At 66.1% G+C, this 16,689-nt stretch carries 14 protein-coding genes; 8 read left to right on the forward strand and 6 right to left on the reverse strand.

Annotation, left to right across the window (positions count from 1 at the left end; genetic code table 11):
* The first annotated feature begins 7 nt into the window (after positions 1-7).
* From LB515_RS04765 to LB515_RS04800, 8 genes are all read left to right on the forward strand, one after another.
* Entirely contained in the window at positions 8-1,249 is a 1,242-nt protein-coding gene (locus tag LB515_RS04765; RefSeq protein ID WP_224706907.1) for an FAD-dependent oxidoreductase, read from the forward strand.
* A gap of 3 nt (positions 1,250-1,252) precedes the next feature.
* Entirely contained in the window at positions 1,253-1,519 is a 267-nt protein-coding gene (locus LB515_RS04770) for a sarcosine oxidase subunit delta (RefSeq protein ID WP_224543001.1), read from the forward strand.
* On the forward strand, positions 1,516-4,371 hold the full coding sequence (locus LB515_RS04775) for a 2Fe-2S iron-sulfur cluster-binding protein (RefSeq protein WP_224706908.1): 2,856 nt from the start codon (positions 1,516-1,518) through the stop codon (positions 4,369-4,371). Before LB515_RS04770 ends, LB515_RS04775 begins: the two co-directional genes overlap by 4 nt.
* Positions 4,372-4,959 carry a hypothetical protein gene (locus tag LB515_RS04780; RefSeq protein WP_224706909.1) on the forward strand — a complete coding sequence of 196 codons (588 nt, stop codon included), beginning with the start codon at positions 4,372-4,374 and terminating at the stop codon, positions 4,957-4,959.
* Positions 4,956-5,864, forward strand: a complete 909-nt coding sequence (locus LB515_RS04785; protein WP_224706910.1) for a dihydrodipicolinate synthase family protein — start codon at positions 4,956-4,958, stop codon at positions 5,862-5,864. The genes LB515_RS04780 and LB515_RS04785 overlap by 4 nt, the downstream gene beginning before the upstream one ends.
* Positions 5,865-5,871: 7 nt before the next feature.
* Positions 5,872-6,840, forward strand: a complete 969-nt coding sequence (locus tag LB515_RS04790; protein WP_224706911.1) for a D-2-hydroxyacid dehydrogenase — start codon at positions 5,872-5,874, stop codon at positions 6,838-6,840.
* 66 nt (positions 6,841-6,906) lie between these two features.
* Positions 6,907-8,448: a trimethylamine methyltransferase family protein gene (locus LB515_RS04795; RefSeq protein ID WP_224706912.1), complete on the forward strand. Its 1,542-nt coding sequence runs from the start codon at positions 6,907-6,909 to the stop codon at positions 8,446-8,448.
* 12 nt (positions 8,449-8,460) lie between these two features.
* Positions 8,461-9,951: an N-acyl-D-amino-acid deacylase family protein gene (locus LB515_RS04800; RefSeq protein ID WP_224706913.1), complete on the forward strand. Its 1,491-nt coding sequence runs from the start codon at positions 8,461-8,463 to the stop codon at positions 9,949-9,951.
* Here LB515_RS04800 and LB515_RS04805 read toward each other — a convergent pair.
* Genes LB515_RS04805 through hydA form a run of 6 tightly spaced genes read right to left on the reverse strand, consistent with a single transcriptional unit; the run spans position 9,936 to position 16,685 of the window.
* Positions 9,936-10,601: a cysteine hydrolase family protein gene (locus LB515_RS04805; protein WP_224706914.1), complete on the reverse strand. Its 666-nt coding sequence runs from the start codon at positions 10,599-10,601 to the stop codon at positions 9,936-9,938. The genes LB515_RS04800 and LB515_RS04805 overlap by 16 nt on opposite strands.
* A complete protein-coding gene (locus tag LB515_RS04810; protein WP_224706915.1) occupies positions 10,598-11,875 on the reverse strand; it encodes a Zn-dependent hydrolase in 1,278 nt (425 codons plus the stop codon). Before LB515_RS04810 ends, LB515_RS04805 begins: the two co-directional genes overlap by 4 nt.
* The gene (locus LB515_RS04815; protein ID WP_224706916.1) at positions 11,872-13,032 is read right to left on the reverse strand and encodes an NAD(P)/FAD-dependent oxidoreductase; all 1,161 of its coding nucleotides are present in this window, start codon (positions 13,030-13,032) and stop codon (positions 11,872-11,874) included. The genes LB515_RS04810 and LB515_RS04815 overlap by 4 nt, the downstream gene beginning before the upstream one ends.
* Complete coding sequence (locus tag LB515_RS04820) at positions 13,029-14,348, reverse strand: Coenzyme F420 hydrogenase/dehydrogenase, beta subunit C-terminal domain (RefSeq protein WP_224706917.1); 1,320 nt, start codon at positions 14,346-14,348, stop codon at positions 13,029-13,031. The genes LB515_RS04815 and LB515_RS04820 overlap by 4 nt, the downstream gene beginning before the upstream one ends.
* 7 nt (positions 14,349-14,355) lie before the next feature.
* On the reverse strand, positions 14,356-15,270 hold the full coding sequence (locus LB515_RS04825) for a nitrilase-related carbon-nitrogen hydrolase (protein ID WP_224706918.1): 915 nt from the start codon (positions 15,268-15,270) through the stop codon (positions 14,356-14,358).
* Positions 15,255-16,685: a dihydropyrimidinase gene (gene hydA, locus LB515_RS04830; RefSeq protein ID WP_224706919.1), complete on the reverse strand. Its 1,431-nt coding sequence runs from the start codon at positions 16,683-16,685 to the stop codon at positions 15,255-15,257. Before hydA ends, LB515_RS04825 begins: the two co-directional genes overlap by 16 nt.
* Positions 16,686-16,689 lie beyond the last annotated feature (4 nt).

Consider the following 16,689-nt stretch of genomic DNA (forward strand, 5'->3'; position numbering starts at 1 on the left):
GCGCGCAATGCCCCTCAGGCTCCTGAAATACGGTCTCAGCAGGGACTATCCGGTGAGCGGCGACATCCCCGCCACGCCCGAGCTGAAGCCGGCCTATGATGTCGTCATCATCGGCGGCGGCGGGCATGGACTGTCCTGCGCGCATCACCTTGCCAAATATCACGATATAAGCAGCGTGGCGGTGCTTGAGAAAGCCTATCTTGCCGGTGGGAACACGGCGCGCAACACGACCACCATCCGCTCCAACTACATCACGCCGGAAGGCATCGCCTTCTACAAGGAAGGCGTCGATCTGTTCGAGCGGCTCTCGCAAGAGCTCGACTTCAACGTCATGTTCTCGCAGCGCGGCCAGCTCACGCTGGCGCATAGCGAGGCCACGATGCGCAGCTTCCACATGCGCGCCGAAATGGGCAAGCACATGGGCACGCGCACCGAGGTCGTCGACCAGAAGGGCGTCGAGGAGCTCTGTCCGCTGCTGAACATGGACTATGGCGGTCCGCTCGAAATCCTCGGCGGGCTCTGGCATGCCGACGGCGGAACGGCGCGCCACGATGCCGTCGCCTGGGGCTATGCCGCGCAGGCGTCTCGGCGCGGCGTCGAGATCCACCAGCGCACCGAGGTGCGGGGCTTCGAGGTCGTCGGCGACCGCGTCCAGGCCGTCAAGACGAACAGGGGTCGCATCGCCTGCGGCCAGGTGCTGATCGCCACCGGCGGCATGAACTACGACGTCGCGCTGATGGCCGGCGTCGAGCTTCCGATCCGCTGCTACCCGCTGCAGGCAATGGTGACCCAGCCCTTGAAACCCTGGCTGCACACGCTGGTCTCCTCCGTTTCGCTGCACACCTATCTCGTGCAATCCTCGCGCGGCGAGGTCGTCATCGGCGGCGGCTCCGATCCCTACCAGCTCTATTCGACGCGCTCGACGCTCGACATGAAGGAGCACCTCGCCGAGGGCGCCATCCACCTCTTCCCCTTCCTGCAGGGCGTGCGGCTGCTGAGGCAATGGGCCGGCATCACCGACATGACGCCGGACTACAGCCCGATCATGGGTGCCAGCCCCCTCGCCAATCTCTGGCTCGATTGCGGCTGGGGCACCTGGGGCTTCAAGGCGACGCCCGTCGCGGGCAAGCGCATGGCGCAGACCATCGCCGAGGGCCGCGTGCCCGACATCCTGAAACCCTTTGCGTTGGAGCGCTTCGAGACCTTCCGGCTGCTCAACGAAATGGGCGCAACGGCGGCGAGCCACTGATCCATGAAACTGCTTACCTGCCCCATGAACGGCCTGCGCAACATCGACGAGTTCCAGTCCTTCGGCCCGGTGCGTGCGCGGCCCGATCCGGACGCAACCGCCGATACCGAATGGTCGCGCCATCTGTTCCGCGCCGAGAACCGCAAGGGCATCGTGGTCGAGTGGTGGCGACACGTGCCGAGCAACTATTTTTTCCTGGCCGAACGCGATCTCGTGAGCAACGAGATCATCTGCACCTTCGATGCGTCCGAGCTGCGGGACCGCGCATGAACCGGCTGCTCGCCCCTTTCGGAAGCCGCATCGATCGAAGCCGGCCTATCCGCTTCACTTTCGAAGGCAAGCCTTTTAAAGGCTATGAAGGCGACAGCATCGCCAGCGCCCTCGCCGCTTCCGGCCAATGGGTGTTGTCGCGCTCGTTCAAATATCATCGACCGCGTGGCATCCTGTCGATGACCGGGACCGACGCCAACGCGCTGGTGCAATTGCCATTCGAACCGAACGCTGCAGCCGAGCGCACGCCGATCAGAGAAGGGCTGCGGGTCAGCGCACAGAACGTCAACGGCTCGCTTGAGCGCGACCGCGATGCCATCATGGACAGGTTCGGCCGCTTCCTGCCAGTCGGGTTCTACTACCGCACCTTCATGGGTCCGCGCCGCGACAGCTGGCTGAAATTCTGGGAGCCGGTGATCCGCCGCAAGGCGGGCCTGGGCGTGGTTGACACCAAGGCGCCGCACCGGCATTTCGACAAGACGCATCTGCATTGCGACGTGCTGGTGGTCGGCGCCGGCCCGGCGGGATTGAGCGCCGCGATCGCCGCCGCGGAGGCCGGCGTCGATGTGGCGCTGTGCGACGAGAATCCGGAGATCGGCGGCGCGCTGAGCTATGGCCGCTACGATCCGGCCATCTTCTCCGGTCTGTTGGCAAGGCTCGAGTCGCTGCCCAATCTCAAGGTGCTGACCGGCACCGTCTGCAATGGCTGGTACGAAGACAACTGGCTGCCGTTGATCGAGGGCAATCGGCTTCACCGCACACGCGCTCGCGAGGTGATCCTGGCGACCGGCGCCATCGAGCAGCCCGCCGTCTTCCGCAACAACGACCTGCCTGGGATCATGCTCGGCGGAGCCGCGCAGCGCCTGATCCGCCACTATGGCGTGCGGCCTGGCCAGGGCGCGATGGTGCTGGCGGCCAATGACGACGGCTACCGGACGGCGCTCGACCTGCTGGATGCCGGCGTATCGGTCGTCGAACTCATCGATCCGAGACCCGCCGGCGAGGCAGGTCCGCTGGAAGCCGAACTCCGCGGCAAAGGCGTCGCCATCCGCAAAGGCGCGACCATCGAAGCGGCGGAAGGCACGGCCGCAAATCGTCACCTTGCCCGCGTCCGCGTCGGTGGAAGCTGGATCGCCTGCGACCTGCTGACGGTTTCGATCGGCCAGGCGCCGGCATGGCAACTGCCGTGCCAGGCCGGCGGCAAGGTCGGCTATGATGCCGCGATGGGAGCCATGACGATTACGCTTCCGCAAGGTCCCGTCCATCTCGCCGGCGCCGTTGCCGGATCGGACGATCTTGAGGACGCGATCGCCAGCGGCCGTTGCGCGGCGGCAGCCGCGCTTTCCCGGGTCGGCCATGCGGTCGCGGAAGAACCTCCGGTCAGTCCAAAGACCGCCCGACCACGCTATGTGCAGCCCATCGTGGCCGACCCCAAGGGACGTGACTTCGTCGACTTCGACGAGGATCTGCAAGTCAAGGATCTGCAGAACGCGACCAAGGACGGCTATCGCGAGATCGAGCTGGTAAAGCGCTTCACCACGGTCGGCATGGGCCCGAGTCAGGGTCGCCATTCGGCCTTGGCGACCGCCCGCATCGTCGCCGAGGCGACCGGTCGCACGGTCGGCGAGATCGGCATCACCACGGCGCGTCCTCCTGTCGGGCCGGAAACGCTCGGCGTGCTTGCCGGTCACCACGAGGCGCTGGAGCGCCGCACGGCGCTGCATGCGCGGCACATCGCGCTGAACGCCGCGATGAAGCCGGTCGGCGCATGGTGGCGGCCTTATTACTATGGTGACGCAAGCAGCGCTGACGAGTCTGTCCGCCAGGAAATCCTGGCCGTGCGCGAAGGCGTCGGCCTGCTCGATGTCTCGACGCTCGGCAAGCTGGAGATCCGCGGGCCGGATGCCGGCGAATTTCTCGACCGCCTCTACACAATGGCGCATGCCAATCAGCCGGTGGGTCGTGTCCGCTATTGCCTGATGCTGAACGAGATGGGCTCGGTGGTCGACGACGGCGTCGCCTACCGGATGGCCGAGGATCAGTTCTATGTGACGGCAACCACCGGCGCCGTCGCGCGCGTCTATGCCGACATGCTGTTCTGGAATGCCGAGTGGCGTCTGAAGGTCGATGTGCTCAACCTTACCGGCGCGTTCTCGGGCCTCAACGTCACCGGACCCAAGGCGCGTTTGGTGCTGGAGGCGCTGGAGAGCGACATCGACTTCAGCCGCGACGCTTTCCCTTATCTCAGCGGCCGCGAAGGCATGGTCGCAGACGTCCCGGTGCGGGTGATGCGCATCGGCTTCACAGGCGAGCTCAGCTATGAATTGCACTGCCCTTCGAGCCTGGCGCCGAGCCTCTGGGATGCGGTGATGGCGGCGGGCCGGCCGCATGGCCTGCTTCCCTACGGACTGGAAGCGTCGCGTATCTTGCGCCTGGAGAAAGGCCATATCCTGATCGGCCAGGACACGGATGCGATCACCACCCCGGACGAACTGGGCTTCGGCTGGGCGGTCTCGAAGAAGAAGCCGTTCTTCATCGGCAAGCGCTCCATCGAGATGCGCGCGAGGCTCGGTCTGACCCGCAAGCTGGTCGGGCTGCAATTCCCTGCCGGCGCCCGCAACATCCCCGGCGAAAGCTGTCTGGTGCTGCGCGGCGGCGCGCCTGTCGGTCAGATCACCTCGGTCGGATATTCGCCGTCGCTTGGGCGGCACATCGCGCTCGCCTATGTCCATGTCGACGACCAGGCGGAAGGCAGCCGCGTGACGGTGAAGTGCCGCAATGGTGAACTGGTCGAAGTGCCGGTCGTCGCCCATGCCTTCTTCGACCCGACCAACGCGCGGCAGGAGATCTAGATGGCCGCCAGCACCGCGACGCGCGTCTACCCCTTCATGCCTGGCGGCGCGGCCGACGGCCCGGAGCTGATTTCCGGCGCGGTCGTGCTGAGCGACCTCACGGACCGCCCGCGCTTTGGCCTGAAAGGCGGCTGCAGCGCCGCCTGGCTTGCCGCGCAAGGCATTACGCTGCCGGCCGTCAACCGCATTGGCGACCATCGCGGCATGCGGGTTCTGCGCCTCGGCAACGAGGACATCCTGCTTCTCGCGGAGGACGCCGGCGAGACTCTCGCCGAAGTCAAAGCGGCCTGGCAGGCCGCGACGGCGCCGAAAGGCTACTCCTCATGGCGCGAGGAAGGCTGGGCATGGATGCGCCTTTCTGGTCCCCGCCTTGCCGAAGCGATGAGCGCGCTTTGCGCGCTGGACCTGAGACCGCAAAAATTCGGCGCCGACGATATCGCGCAGACACGCGTCGGCCATATCGAGGCCGTGACGTTCCGTTCGCCGGCGGGTTTCGACATACTCTTCGACATCACCGCTTCGGCCTACTTCGCCCGCGCCGTCGCGGCGGTGGCCGGCCACACAGACCAGCATAGAGGATATTCATGACCCGCCCGCAAGGAACCATCGCCCCGATCCTGACGCCGTTCGAAGACGATGGCCGGATCGCGCGCTATCTCTGGATCTCCCACGCCAAATGGGTGCTGGACCAGGGCGCGCATTTCCTCTCGCCCTTCGGCACGACGGGCGAAGCGCTGTCGGTGTCCTTGCGCGAGCGCATGCAGGCGCTGGAATGGCTGGTCGAGGCCGGCATTGCGCCGGACCGGCTTATGCCCGGCACCGGCGTCACCGCGCTGCCTGAGACGGTCGAACTGTCGGCGCATGCCGTCGGGCTCGGCTGCGCCGCCGTCATGGTGCTGCCCTCCTTCTTCTACACCGGCGCCGGCGACAACGGCCAGGCGCGCTACTACAGCGAGCTGATCGAGAAGGTGGCAAAACCTTCGATGCGCGTGATCCTCTATCACATCCCGCAGAACTCGGGCGTGCCTGTAAGTCCAGCGCTGACGGCGAGGCTGAGCAAGGCGTTCCCAAACACCGTTGTCGCCTACAAGGACAGCGCCGGCGACTGGAACAACACCGCCGCCGTCATCGCCGCCGCGCCCGATATCTCCGTGTTCCCAAGCTCCGAGGCGCAACTCACCAAGGGCCTCGCCAGCGGCGCGGCCGGCTGCATTTCGGCCACCGTCAATTTGAACGCCGCCGCCATTCGCCGCCTCTATGACGCGGCCCGGCAGGGCGAGGACGTCGCCGAAGCCGATGGCGCTATCAAGACGTTCCGGAAGGTCGTTCAGGATGCCGGGTTGATCCCTGCGATGAAGGCGGTGCTTGCGGTCAAGTCCGGCGACCGGCGCTGGCTGAACCTGCGCGCGCCGCATGAGAATGCGACGCTCGAGAACGGCCGGGCGCTGCTTGCCGTCCTCGGCAGCGCCGCCGATCATATCGGCCGCGATTGAGTTCGCAATGTCGGCGCGCCCAACAATCATCCTGCACACCGACAAGCCTGCCGGCGCGCTCGCGGTGCTTGCCGAGACACATCCGGATCTGGATGTTCATGCCTGCGACACCTATGCCGGCCTCCCCGCTTTGATCGAGCGGACCGCCGCGGAAGTGGTCTATTCTATCCGCTTCGACGGCACGCCGCGCTATCCGCGTCAGGCTCTCGTCGAGAGCCCGACGGTGAAATGGATATCGATCGGCGGCTCGGGCACCGACCATCTCGGACGTTGGGATCCCGCGCATGTGACGGTAACGAATTCAGCAGGCGTCGCGGCCGGCATGCTGGCCGAATATGCGCTTGGCGCCATGCTCTCTTTCTCGCTCGACCTGCGTGGCTTCGAGCGCCGGCAACAGGCCCGCCAATGGGGCGGCGGCCGCGTCGAGCCGATCGAGGGCAAGACCGTCCTCATTGTCGGCCTCGGCAAGACCGGCGAAGCCGTCGCGCGCCGCGCGCAGGCGATGGGCATGCACACCCTCGGCATCCGGTCGCGACCGAAACCGATGCCGTCGCTCGACGAAGTGCGCGGCCCCGACGCGCTGTTGGCACTGATTGGCCGCGCCGATTTCATCGTCTGCTGCGTGCCATTGCTGCCCACCACGCGCGGCCTGCTTGGCGAGGCCGCCTTCGCCGCCATGAAGCCGTCCGCCGTCTTCATCGACGTTTCGCGCGGCGGCGTCGTCGAGGAAGCCGCACTGTTGAGCGCGCTCGACAACGGGCGGATCAAGGGCGCGGCGCTCGATGTCTTCGCCACCGAACCGTTGCCGGCCGAACATCCGCTCTGGGGCTACGACAACGTCGCCGTCACGCCGCATTGCGCGGCGGTCTATGACGGCTGGGACATCAAGTCGGTGCGCATGTTCGCCGACAATCTGGCGCGCTACCGCAAAGGCGAGCCGCTGGAGAACGTGGTCAATCCGGAACGCGGGTACTGAAAGCAAAAGTGCGCAGCGGTTTTCCGTCCGGAATTGCGAGAACAAGAATCGAAGGGGAGTAGACAGATGTCACAGGACAGGCGCGGCGGCGGCCGCAGATCGAAGCTCGGCCGCAGTGGCGGCGGCATCGCGCAACTGCCCTGGCAGAGTGTAAAAAACCCCTACCCGCCCATGCAGCTCCTCGACGAGGAGCGCATGGAGCAGTTGCACAAGACATCGATGCGCATCCTGTCGGAACTCGGCATCCGCGTCATGAGCGAAAGGGTGATGGACCTGTTTGCCAAGGCCGGCGCCATCGTCGATCGCGAGGAGCGGATCATCCGTATCGACGAGAGTCTCGTCACGGCGGCCCTGCGCAACGTTCCTTCCTCCTTCACGCTGACCAGCCGCAATCCGCAAAAGCAGGTTCATCTCGGCGGCAATTCGCTGGTCTTCGGCCTGGTCGCCGGTCCGCCCAATGTACACGACCGCATCAACGGCCGCCGCCAGGGCAATCTCCCCGACTACCAGAACTTCATTCGGCTGGCGCATCACTTCAACGCCATTCACATCATCGGCAACCAGGTGGTGGCGCCGATGGAACTGCCGGCCAATGCGCGTCACCTCGACACCTATCACGCCAATCTGACGCTCAGCGATCTCTCCTTCCATTGCACGGCGATCGGCCGCGCCAGGGCCATGGATGGCATCAACATGATGGCGATCGCGCGCGGCATCTCCGTCGAGGAGATGCGCGCCTCGCCCGGCGTGACGACGATCATCTCGATCAACTCGCCGCGCCTGTTCGACGACGCGATGGCCGAAGGCCTGATCGCCATGGCCGAGCACGGCCAGCCGGTGACGGTGACGCCCTTCACGCTGATGGGCGCGATGACGCCGGTGACGCTTGCCGCCGCGCTCTGCCAGCAGAATGCCGAGGCGCTGTTCGGCGTAACGCTGACGCAGCTCGTCAATCCCGGCACCCCGGTGATGTACGGCGCCTTCACTTCCAATGTCGACATGAAGTCGGGCGCGCCGGCCTTCGGCACGCCGGAAAACGCCAAGGCCAACATCATCGCCGGGCAATTGGCGCGGCGCTACAACCTGCCCTACCGCACCTCAAATGCGAATGCTTCCAATGTCGTCGACCTGCAGGCGGCCTACGAGACCGAGATGGCGACATGGGGCGCGGTGCTCGGCGGCGCCAATTTGATCTATCACGCCGCCGGCTGGCTGGAGGGTGGCCTGACGGCGTCCTACGAAAAGCTCGTGCTCGACGTCGAGATCCTGCAGAACATGATGGAATTCCTGCGGCCGCTGCCGTTCCAGGAGGACGACCTCGGCTTCGAGGCGATCAAGTCGGTGCCGGCCGGCGGCCATTTCTTCGGCGCCGAGCACACCATGTCGCGCTACACCACCGCCTTCTACCAGCCGATGCTCTCCAACTGGCAGAATTACGGCGCCTGGCAGGAGGCCGGCGGCAAGGACGCGCTGGAGCGGGCGACCGAGCTCTGGCAGCAGGCGCTGCACGATTATGAGGAGCCGGTGATGGATCCTGCGATCCGCGAGGAGCTCGACGCGTATGTCGCGCGCCGCCGCGAGGAGATCGCAGCCAATCCGGAAGCTTAGGAAAGCAGCCCGGTGCGTTATGATCTCGTCATCCGCGACGCGACGCTGATCGCCGGCGACGGCTGCAAACCATTCGAGGCAGACATCGCCGTCACCGGCGACAGGATCATGGCGATCGGCCGGTTGGATGATGCGCAGGCCATCGAAGAGATCGATGCCAAGGGCAAGATCGTCGCGCCTGGCTTTATCGATGTGCACACGCATGACGACGGCGCCCTGCTCGCCCCGCGCGGCATGGACCCGAAGATCAGCCAGGGCGTGACGACGGTGATCGCCGGCAATTGCGGCGTCAGCCTGGCGCCGTTGCTGCTCGACAGGACCCCGCCGCCGCCCTTCACGCTGGTCGGCGGCCGCGAGAATTTCCGCTTCGACCGCTTTGCCGATTATGTTGCGGAGCTGAAGCGCCGCGGCATCACCACCAACGCCGCCCTGCTCGTCGGCCACACCACCTTGCGCCAGCGCTGCATGCCGGTGACCGACCGGCCGGCCAATGAAGCCGAAACGGCGGCAATGCAGGAGGCGGTGGCCAAGGCGATGGCCGAGGGCGCGTTCGGCCTCAGCACTGGGCTCGACTATCCGCCGGCCGTCAACTCGTCGACCGAGGAGGTCAAGGCGCTGGCCGCCACCGCGGCGGGCCTTGGCGGCCCCTATGTCACCCACACGCGCAATTATTTCGAGACGATGGACGAGGCGATCGAGGAAGCGATCGACATTGCCGGTCATGCTGGCGGCAAGCTGTTCATCTCGCATCACCAGTGCACCGGCCGCGCCAATTTCGGCAAGAGCCTGCCCTCTCTCGCGCGCATCGACCGGGCGCGCGAGACGATGGACATCGGCATGGATGTCTATCCCTATGCCGCGAGTTCGACGGTGCTGCGGCTGGAGCGCTGCGATACCGGCCTGAAGATCCTCATCACCTGGTCCGATCCGCATCCGGAGATGGCAAGGCGCGAGATCGCCGACATTGCCCGCGAATGGAACTGCACCGAGCGCCAGGCGGGCGAGCGCCTGCTGCCGGCGGGCGCGGTCTACTTCCAGCTCGATGAGGACGACGTGCGCAACATCATCGCCCATCCGCGCACCATGATCGGCTCGGACGGCCTGCCGCACGACATCCACCCGCATCCACGCCTCTGGGGCACTTTTCCGCGCGTGCTCGGACATTATGCGCGGGACATAGGGTTGCTCATTCTGGAGGAAGCCGTGTTCCGCATGACCGGCCTGCCTGCGCGTGAATTCGGCATCCAGAAGCGCGGCATTCTCGCGGAAGGCAATTTCGCCGATCTCGTCATCTTCGACCCCGAGACGATCATCGACACTGCCACCTTCGAGGAGCCGCGCCGGCCCGCCGCCGGCATCGACCATGTCTTCGTCAACGGCATCTCGGTCTGGCGTGGCGGCAGAGCCACCGGAGCGCTGCCCGGCGCGGTTCTCAAGCCTTCGGCTTCAAAGACGGTATTCAAAGGCGCATGCGGCTGTGGCGCCGATCACAGCGCCTCGTAGATCCGGTCTACGCTCTCCAGCGTATAGGCGAATTCCACCGGCCGCGTGCAGCGCCAGCCTTCGAAGGGCTGTTCGGCAAGCGCCTTCAACGCCTGCCGCAGACGCAATATGCCGCCGCCATAGAGCCGGTTCGCCATGTCGAGCATGCCGGTGCGGTGCATGGCTTCCGTTATGCTGCCGCAGGCCTCTTTCACCAGCCAGACGCGAAAACCCTGATAGACCGCATCGAACACGCTCTCCGTCACACAGCTGTCGGTGAGCACGCCGGTGACAACAAGGTTTTCAACCCCGAGCGCGGCGAGGCGCTGCGAAAGATCGGTGCGGCGAAAGGCGCTCGGCCAGTGTTTGTGGATGACGATGTCGCCGGGCACGGCCGCCACCTCGGCGCAGATGTCCGCGCCTTGGCTGCCCGCGACGGCGGAGCGGAATTCTTCGGTCAGGATCTCCTCCTGACGCGCGTAGCCTTCACGCTCTTCCGGCTTGACCCAAGCCTGAGCGTGGATGACCGGCACGCCAGCCTTGCGGGCGGCCTCGATCAGCGCTGCGGCATTGGCCAGCACCGCGTCGTAGCCGACGACCGGCCATGCCGCGCCGGGTCGGTACTCATTCTGCAGGTCGATGACGAGCAAGGCGGTCTTGGCGAGGTTCATGGCTGGCCCGATGGGTTGTCGAAGTCGGTCACGAAACGCAGGAGCAGCCGGATCGCCTGATCGAGGTCGGCGATCTCCATCGCTTCATGCGGATTGTGGCTGCCGTTCTCGTTGCGCACGAAGAGCATCGCGGTTGGGATGCCGGCGCCGGCAAACGTCGCCGCGTCGTGCCCGGCCCCGCTTGGCACATGCGGCGCCAGCATTTGCAGTTCGATGGCGGCACTGTTGAGCCTGCCGATCAGATTCAGCGACATCGTGGCCGGATCCCAGGTGAAGCGCGGCCCGGGCTCGAAGGTGACGCCGCGTTTGCCGGCAATCTCAGTGAAAATGTTCTGAAGCTTGGCCTCGATACGATCCAGGACGGTAGCTTCGGCGCTTCGCACATCGAGTGTGAAACCGAGCTCACCCAGAACACGGCTGCCGCCATGCTGCGTCGGATCGGACTGCACGCGGCCGAAGGTGATGGTGGCCTCACGCCCTTCGCGTTCGAGCGCATCCCATTCGGTTTCGAGCGCGGCGACCAGATCGGCAAAGCCAAGCACGCTGTCATGCCGGGCGAAGCGCGGCTCGGCGCCGGAATGGGCGTAGGCGCCAAGGCATTTCGCATCGACATAGCGGAAGCCGCCGGCGATCCCGGTGACGATGCCGACCGGCGCTTCGGCGGCGGTCAAGCGTGGCCCCTGCTCGATATGCACCTCGACAAAAGCCGCGATCCGGCCTGCATCGATGCCGGGCACGCCGCGCCGCACGGCGTCGGGATCGAAACCTTCCTCGCGCATGTGCTCGGCCAGTGTGCGGCCGCTGTCGGAGCGCCTGGCTTCGAGCGCCCGCGGATCCAGCAGGCCAAGCGCCGCCTGGCTGCCGGGGTATGACAGCGGAAACCAGACGGCCTCCTCCGCCCGCGTTGCCAACACGATGAGGTCGCGTGGCAAGCGGATGCCCTGCCCGACCAGTTCGGCCATCACCGCCAGGCCCGCTACCACGCCGGCGGCGCCATCGAAATTGCCGCCATGCGCCACGCTGTCCAGATGCGAGCCGATCACGATCGCCTGCAGCTCCGGGTTACGGCCGCTGAGCGTCAGATAGAGATTGCCGGCCGCATCGACGCGCGCGACGGCGCCGAGTTCTTCCCCTTCGTTGCGCACGAGATCGTGGGCGAAGCGCTCGCCCGGCCCGTAAGCAACGCGCGTGATTCCCGGCGCGTCCGTTGTGGCTTCGGCGAGTGCGTCCAGGATACGTCCCGCCAGTTTCCCACCGGCCGCCAGTGAGCTCATGGCACGGCCCGTCGAGCTTCGCCCTCGGCGCCGCGCAGCCGGTGCGGCGTCAGATCGTCCAAGGAAACGCCTTGCCTCGCGACATTGTCCGGCAGGCCGCCGCCGGCGATCAGGCTGGCGCAGACGCGCGACAACGCCGGCGAGGTCTTGATGCCGTAGCCGCCCTGCCCGACCAGCCAGACGAAATCCGGAAATTCGTCATCCGGCCCGACCACTGGCGACCCGTCGGCGACAAATGTCCGCAAGCCCGCCCAGGAGCGCGACACGCGCTGCACCTCGATTGTCGTTGCCCGTTCGAGACGCTCGGCGCCGATCGCGACATCGATGTCTTCGGCAAATGCGTCCATCGGCGTCGACGGCGTGGCGTCGGCCGGCGACACGAACAATTGCCCGGCATCCGGCTTGAAATAGAATTCCGCGCCGACATCGTTGACCAGCGGCCAGTCGCTAATGTCGACACCCGCAGGTGCGGGAATGTTGAAGGCGGTGCGGCGCTTTGGCTGCAGGCCGACCGGGCGCACGCCAGCCATCGCAGCGACCTCGTCGCCCCAGGCGCCAGCCGCATTGACGATCAGCGGCGCAAGGAATGTTCCCGCCTCCGTCTCGACCCGCCACTGGCCACCCTGTCGGCCGATGGTTCTCACCCCGGCCTTGGTAACGATGCGGGCGCCATGCGCTCGCGCGCCGCGCAAAAAACCCTGGTGCAGGCCGTTGACGTCGATGTCCATCGAATGCGGTTCGATATAGGCGCCGGCGAGGTAGTCCCGGCGCAGCACCGGCACGCGCGCGATCGCCTCCGACGGCGTCATCGCGACGATCGTGGGAACGAGCGCCTGCGCGGCCGCCAGATCTTCACGCAAAAGGTCGAGTTGGTCGGTGCGCGCCACGGTGATCATGCCGCGCTTGCTGAGCAGCGGATAATCACAAAAACCCGTAGGCGGTTCGGTGAGAAACGCCCGGCTGGCGAGCACGATGCGGCGGATGACGCCGTTGCCGTAATTCTCGGTGAAGCTCGCCGCCGAGCGTCCCGTGGTGTGATAGCCGCAATGGCTCTCGCGCTCGAGCAGCACGACCTTCTTGTCGCGCGAAATCTCGAAGGCAGCGCCGGCGCCGGCCATGCCCCCGCCGATGATGATGACTTCGGTCTGCCCGCTCATCGGCGCTCATCCTCCACGACTATTTTGCGCGGCACGGCTGGCGGCTCGCCCAGGCGGCCGCGGCGCGCGCGATCGCGGGCGCCCCGCCCTTCGGCCAGATTGTCGGCCGGCGAGTTCTGCACGGCGCAATCCCGCAAAGCGAGGTCGCTGACAAAAGGCACCGGCTTGCCTGCGATTGCCATGCCTGTCAGCCGCGCCCACACGGCACGCCGCTTGCGCACTTGATGCGACTGCAATTCGCTGATCTCGGCGATGCCGCTCTCCCGCTTGATCTGCAGTACGCCAGTCTCAACGGCCGCGTCGAACAGCTCCAGCCCGCGCTTCGTGCGCACGATGATGCCGTTGAGTGGCTCGTCCTCGACGGCCGGTCCGCCGTTCAGCCAGGAATCCGATACCGCGATATCCGCCACCTGCCCGATCGCGTCGGGGCAGATCTTGCAGCGCGGCTGGATCATCCATTTGTCCTCGTCTTCCCACAGCTGCCGATAGCTGATCTCGAAGGCGCGGCCGTCTTTGGTTTCGATGCGATTGAGGCCTGGATTGCCGTGGCCCCGGTAGCGGAAGAGAGACAACTCGTCCTCGCGAAGGCCAAGACGCTCCAGCACCTGTTCGGACTTGGTCAGGTCCGAGGCCCCGCCGCAGACGAAGGCGAGCGCATAGCGCATGTGCTCGTCGACACGGCGGTCGAGCCGTCCCAGATTGCGTACGGCAGTGATGTCGCAGGGCTTGGCGATCAGGGCGAACGGCTCGCCGCGGTCGAGGATGTCGTTGAAATCCACCAGCGTCGCCGCCGGCCCATAGCGCGAGCCGGCGCCTTCGAGCACCGAAGCGCTGTCGAAGCTTAGCCTTCGTTCCGTGCGCATCGGCATGGAACGCGAGGCCGCGACGTGCAGCACGAACTTGACCCGTCCCGAGTCGAGCAGGAACTGCCCGAGCGCCGTCAGCGTCCCGCCGCCGGAGCCGATAAACCGCACTGTGGGATTTCCAGCGGAGCCGAGCACAAGCCGTTCAACAGGCCCCCAGACGGTATCCGCTAGCCTGGCCTCGCGCCGTTGCGCCGGAGGCGGACCGGCGATCCTCGTTCCTGGGCAGACGGCGTTGATCTTCGCCAAGGTCGCCTTATCCAACGCCTGCCTCGCCACTGGCCGCTCTCGGCCTTCCGGCGTCATCACCATCTCGATTTCTCCAGCACCGGCAATCGAGACGCAAAGGCCGCAACCGATGCAAAGTCCGTTCTCCACGATGTCGCCAAGCGACAGCGGGTCGGCTGCGAGCGCCGCGGTGCCCTGGCTGTATCCGGTTTCGATCAGGCCCATCGCGGTCTCACACAGGCTCCGAGATGCGCTTGTACTGGTCGGGGCGGCGATAGAGCTCGAAGTTGAAATTCACCTTCCGGCAGGTCTCGATCAGATCGAGATCGGCGCGGTGGACAATGACCTCGTCGTCGAGCGACATCGCCTGCGCGGCGATCTCGCCGGTCGGCGCGATGATGCAGGATCCGCCGATCAGCGCTTGCCCGTCTTCCAGGCCCGCCTTGGCGGCGGCGCCTATCCAAAGCGTGTTCTGGTAGGCGCCGGCCTGCATCGGCAGATGATTGTGGAACATTCTCAGATGCGCCAGCGCCGGCGCCTCGTCGAGCAGCAGCGGCGTGTTGTAGCCGAGCAACGCCACCTCGGCGCCGTTGAGGCAGAGCATGCGATAGGTCTCCGGCCAGCGGCGGTCGTTGCAGATGGCAAGCCCGACGCGCACGCCGCGATAGTCGAACACCGGAAAGCCGAGATTGCCCGGTTCGAAGTAGCGTCGTTCGAGATGCGTGGTCGTGCCCGCCTCCGGCTCGCTCGAGCCCGGCACATGCATCTTGCGGTAACGGCCGATGAAAGCGCCATCCGGTCCGACCAGATCCATCGTGTTGAAATGGCGTGTGCGGTCCTCTTCATGCGCAAGCTCGCAATAGCCGAGCGCGAAGCCGACCTTCAGCCGCGCGGCGGCATCGTAGAGCCGCTGCGTCTCGGGTCCTGGCATCGAGACTTCGAAGAAGGCATCGATCTCGGCCTGGTCGTCGATGCGCGAGCGCGGAAAGAACGTGGTCAGCGCCATTTCCGGAAACACCGCGATCTCGGCGCCGGAAGCCGCTGCCTTTTCGAGCAGATGCACCAGCCGCCCGACTGTCTCGGCGCGCGTGGCGCTGCGCTGGATCGGTCCGGTCTGGCAAACGGCGATGGTCAGGCATCGAGCCATGGTGTCCAATCCTCGACTGGTTTTCCCAAAAGCGCCGGATCGGCGGCGGCGCGCGCCACGAAGCGCCCGAACCCCGGTTCGGCCTGCAGCTTGCCGTCGGCGACCACCGGCACGCCGCGCACCAGGACGGTGGTCGGCCGGCCGGTGACGACCTTGCCCTCATAGGGCGTGAAATCGACGTGCGAATGCAGCGCCTTGTGCCCGAGCGTCCAGCGCGCAGCCGGATCCCACAGCGCGAGGTCCGCGTCGAGCCCGACGGCGATCCTGCCCTTGCGATCGGCGAAACCGTAGATCGAGGCGGCGTTGCGCGAGGTGAGGTCGAGATAGCGCTCGAGCGTCAGGCGGCCGGTGAGCAGCCCTTCCGAAAACAGCAGCGGCAGGCGTGTCTCGATGCCGGGAATGCCGCTCAGCGTCGTCGTGAAACCGGGTGTTTCGGAGCGGCCGATCTTGTCGGCGAAATAATATGGCGAATGGTCCGACGACCAGAGGTCGATGCCGCCGTTAATCAGCTCCTGCCACAGATGCTCATGGCTGCGCGGCGAGCGCGGCGGCGGCGAAAAGACGAAGCGGGCCGCGTCGACTGCGTCGCGGTCGAGGTCAGCCGCTCCAAGAAAGAGATATTGCGGACAGGTCTCGGCAATGGCGTCGACGCCGCGCGTCTTTGCCCGCGCCACTTCCTCCGCCGATTGCCAGGAGGAGACATGCACGATGGTCATGCGCGCGCCGGTCATCTCGGCAAAGGCTAAAGCACGATGCGTCGCTTCGCGTTCCATCGTCTCGCTATGGGCGACGACATGGTAGCGGATATCCGTGCGGCCGAGATCGATCAGCCGCTGCCGCGTGCGGCGGATCGCAGCGTCGTTCTCAGCATGGACCATGACGATCCAGCCCAATCGCCTTGCCGTATCGAGGACCTTGAAGAAGAGGTCGTCGTCGACGGCAAAACCCTGATAGGTCATGAACAGCTTGACCGAAGCGATGCCGCGCCGGGCAAGCTGGTCGAGTTGGGCTTCAACATCGGCGCCAGTGCCCATGGTGACCACGGCATGCAGCCCATAGTCGATCACGGAACGCCCCGCCGCGCGCTCCAGCGCGCGGTCAATGGCGCCGATGGTGGTCATGTCCTGCCCGGGCATGCCGAACGGGACGATGCAGGTGGTGCCGCCAAAGGCCGCGGAGATCGTGCCGGAATAGAAATCGTCGGCATTACCCGCGCCGCCCCAGACCGGCTGGTCGAGATGGCAATGCGCGTCGATGCCACCGGGCATCACCCAGCTGCCGCCGGCGTCGATCGATTTCCCCCCGGTCAGGCCTTTGCCGATCGCGGCGATGCGGCCGTCGTCGATGCCGATGTCGCACTCGGCCCAGCCGTCGTCGAGCGCCACGCGCCCGCCTTTGATCACCAGCTCATGCATTGGC

Origin of the sequence: Mesorhizobium sp. CA15 (assembly GCF_020165215.1) — a bacterium.
Lineage (GTDB): Bacteria > Pseudomonadota > Alphaproteobacteria > Rhizobiales > Rhizobiaceae > Mesorhizobium.

What these genes read in the sequence shown, in the direction of transcription:
- LB515_RS04785 (WP_224706910.1), top strand. Translation starts at nt 4,956, where the DNA reads ATGACCCGCCCGCAAGGAACCATCGCCCCGATCCTGACGCCGTTCGAA.
- LB515_RS04810 (WP_224706915.1), bottom strand. Translation starts at nt 11,875, where the DNA reads ATGAGCTCACTGGCGGCCGGTGGGAAACTGGCGGGACGTATCCTGGAC.
- LB515_RS04795 (WP_224706912.1), top strand. Translation starts at nt 6,907, where the DNA reads ATGTCACAGGACAGGCGCGGCGGCGGCCGCAGATCGAAGCTCGGCCGC.
- LB515_RS04815 (WP_224706916.1), bottom strand. Translation starts at nt 13,032, where the DNA reads ATGAGCGGGCAGACCGAAGTCATCATCATCGGCGGGGGCATGGCCGGC.
- LB515_RS04765 (WP_224706907.1), top strand. Translation starts at nt 8, where the DNA reads ATGCCCCTCAGGCTCCTGAAATACGGTCTCAGCAGGGACTATCCGGTG.
- LB515_RS04790 (WP_224706911.1), top strand. Translation starts at nt 5,872, where the DNA reads ATGTCGGCGCGCCCAACAATCATCCTGCACACCGACAAGCCTGCCGGC.
- LB515_RS04825 (WP_224706918.1), bottom strand. Translation starts at nt 15,270, where the DNA reads ATGGCTCGATGCCTGACCATCGCCGTTTGCCAGACCGGACCGATCCAG.
- LB515_RS04780 (WP_224706909.1), top strand. Translation starts at nt 4,372, where the DNA reads ATGGCCGCCAGCACCGCGACGCGCGTCTACCCCTTCATGCCTGGCGGC.
- LB515_RS04820 (WP_224706917.1), bottom strand. Translation starts at nt 14,348, where the DNA reads ATGGGCCTGATCGAAACCGGATACAGCCAGGGCACCGCGGCGCTCGCA.
- LB515_RS04805 (WP_224706914.1), bottom strand. Translation starts at nt 10,601, where the DNA reads ATGAACCTCGCCAAGACCGCCTTGCTCGTCATCGACCTGCAGAATGAG.
- LB515_RS04770 (WP_224543001.1), top strand. Translation starts at nt 1,253, where the DNA reads ATGAAACTGCTTACCTGCCCCATGAACGGCCTGCGCAACATCGACGAG.
- hydA (WP_224706919.1), bottom strand. Translation starts at nt 16,685, where the DNA reads ATGCATGAGCTGGTGATCAAAGGCGGGCGCGTGGCGCTCGACGACGGC.
- LB515_RS04775 (WP_224706908.1), top strand. Translation starts at nt 1,516, where the DNA reads ATGAACCGGCTGCTCGCCCCTTTCGGAAGCCGCATCGATCGAAGCCGG.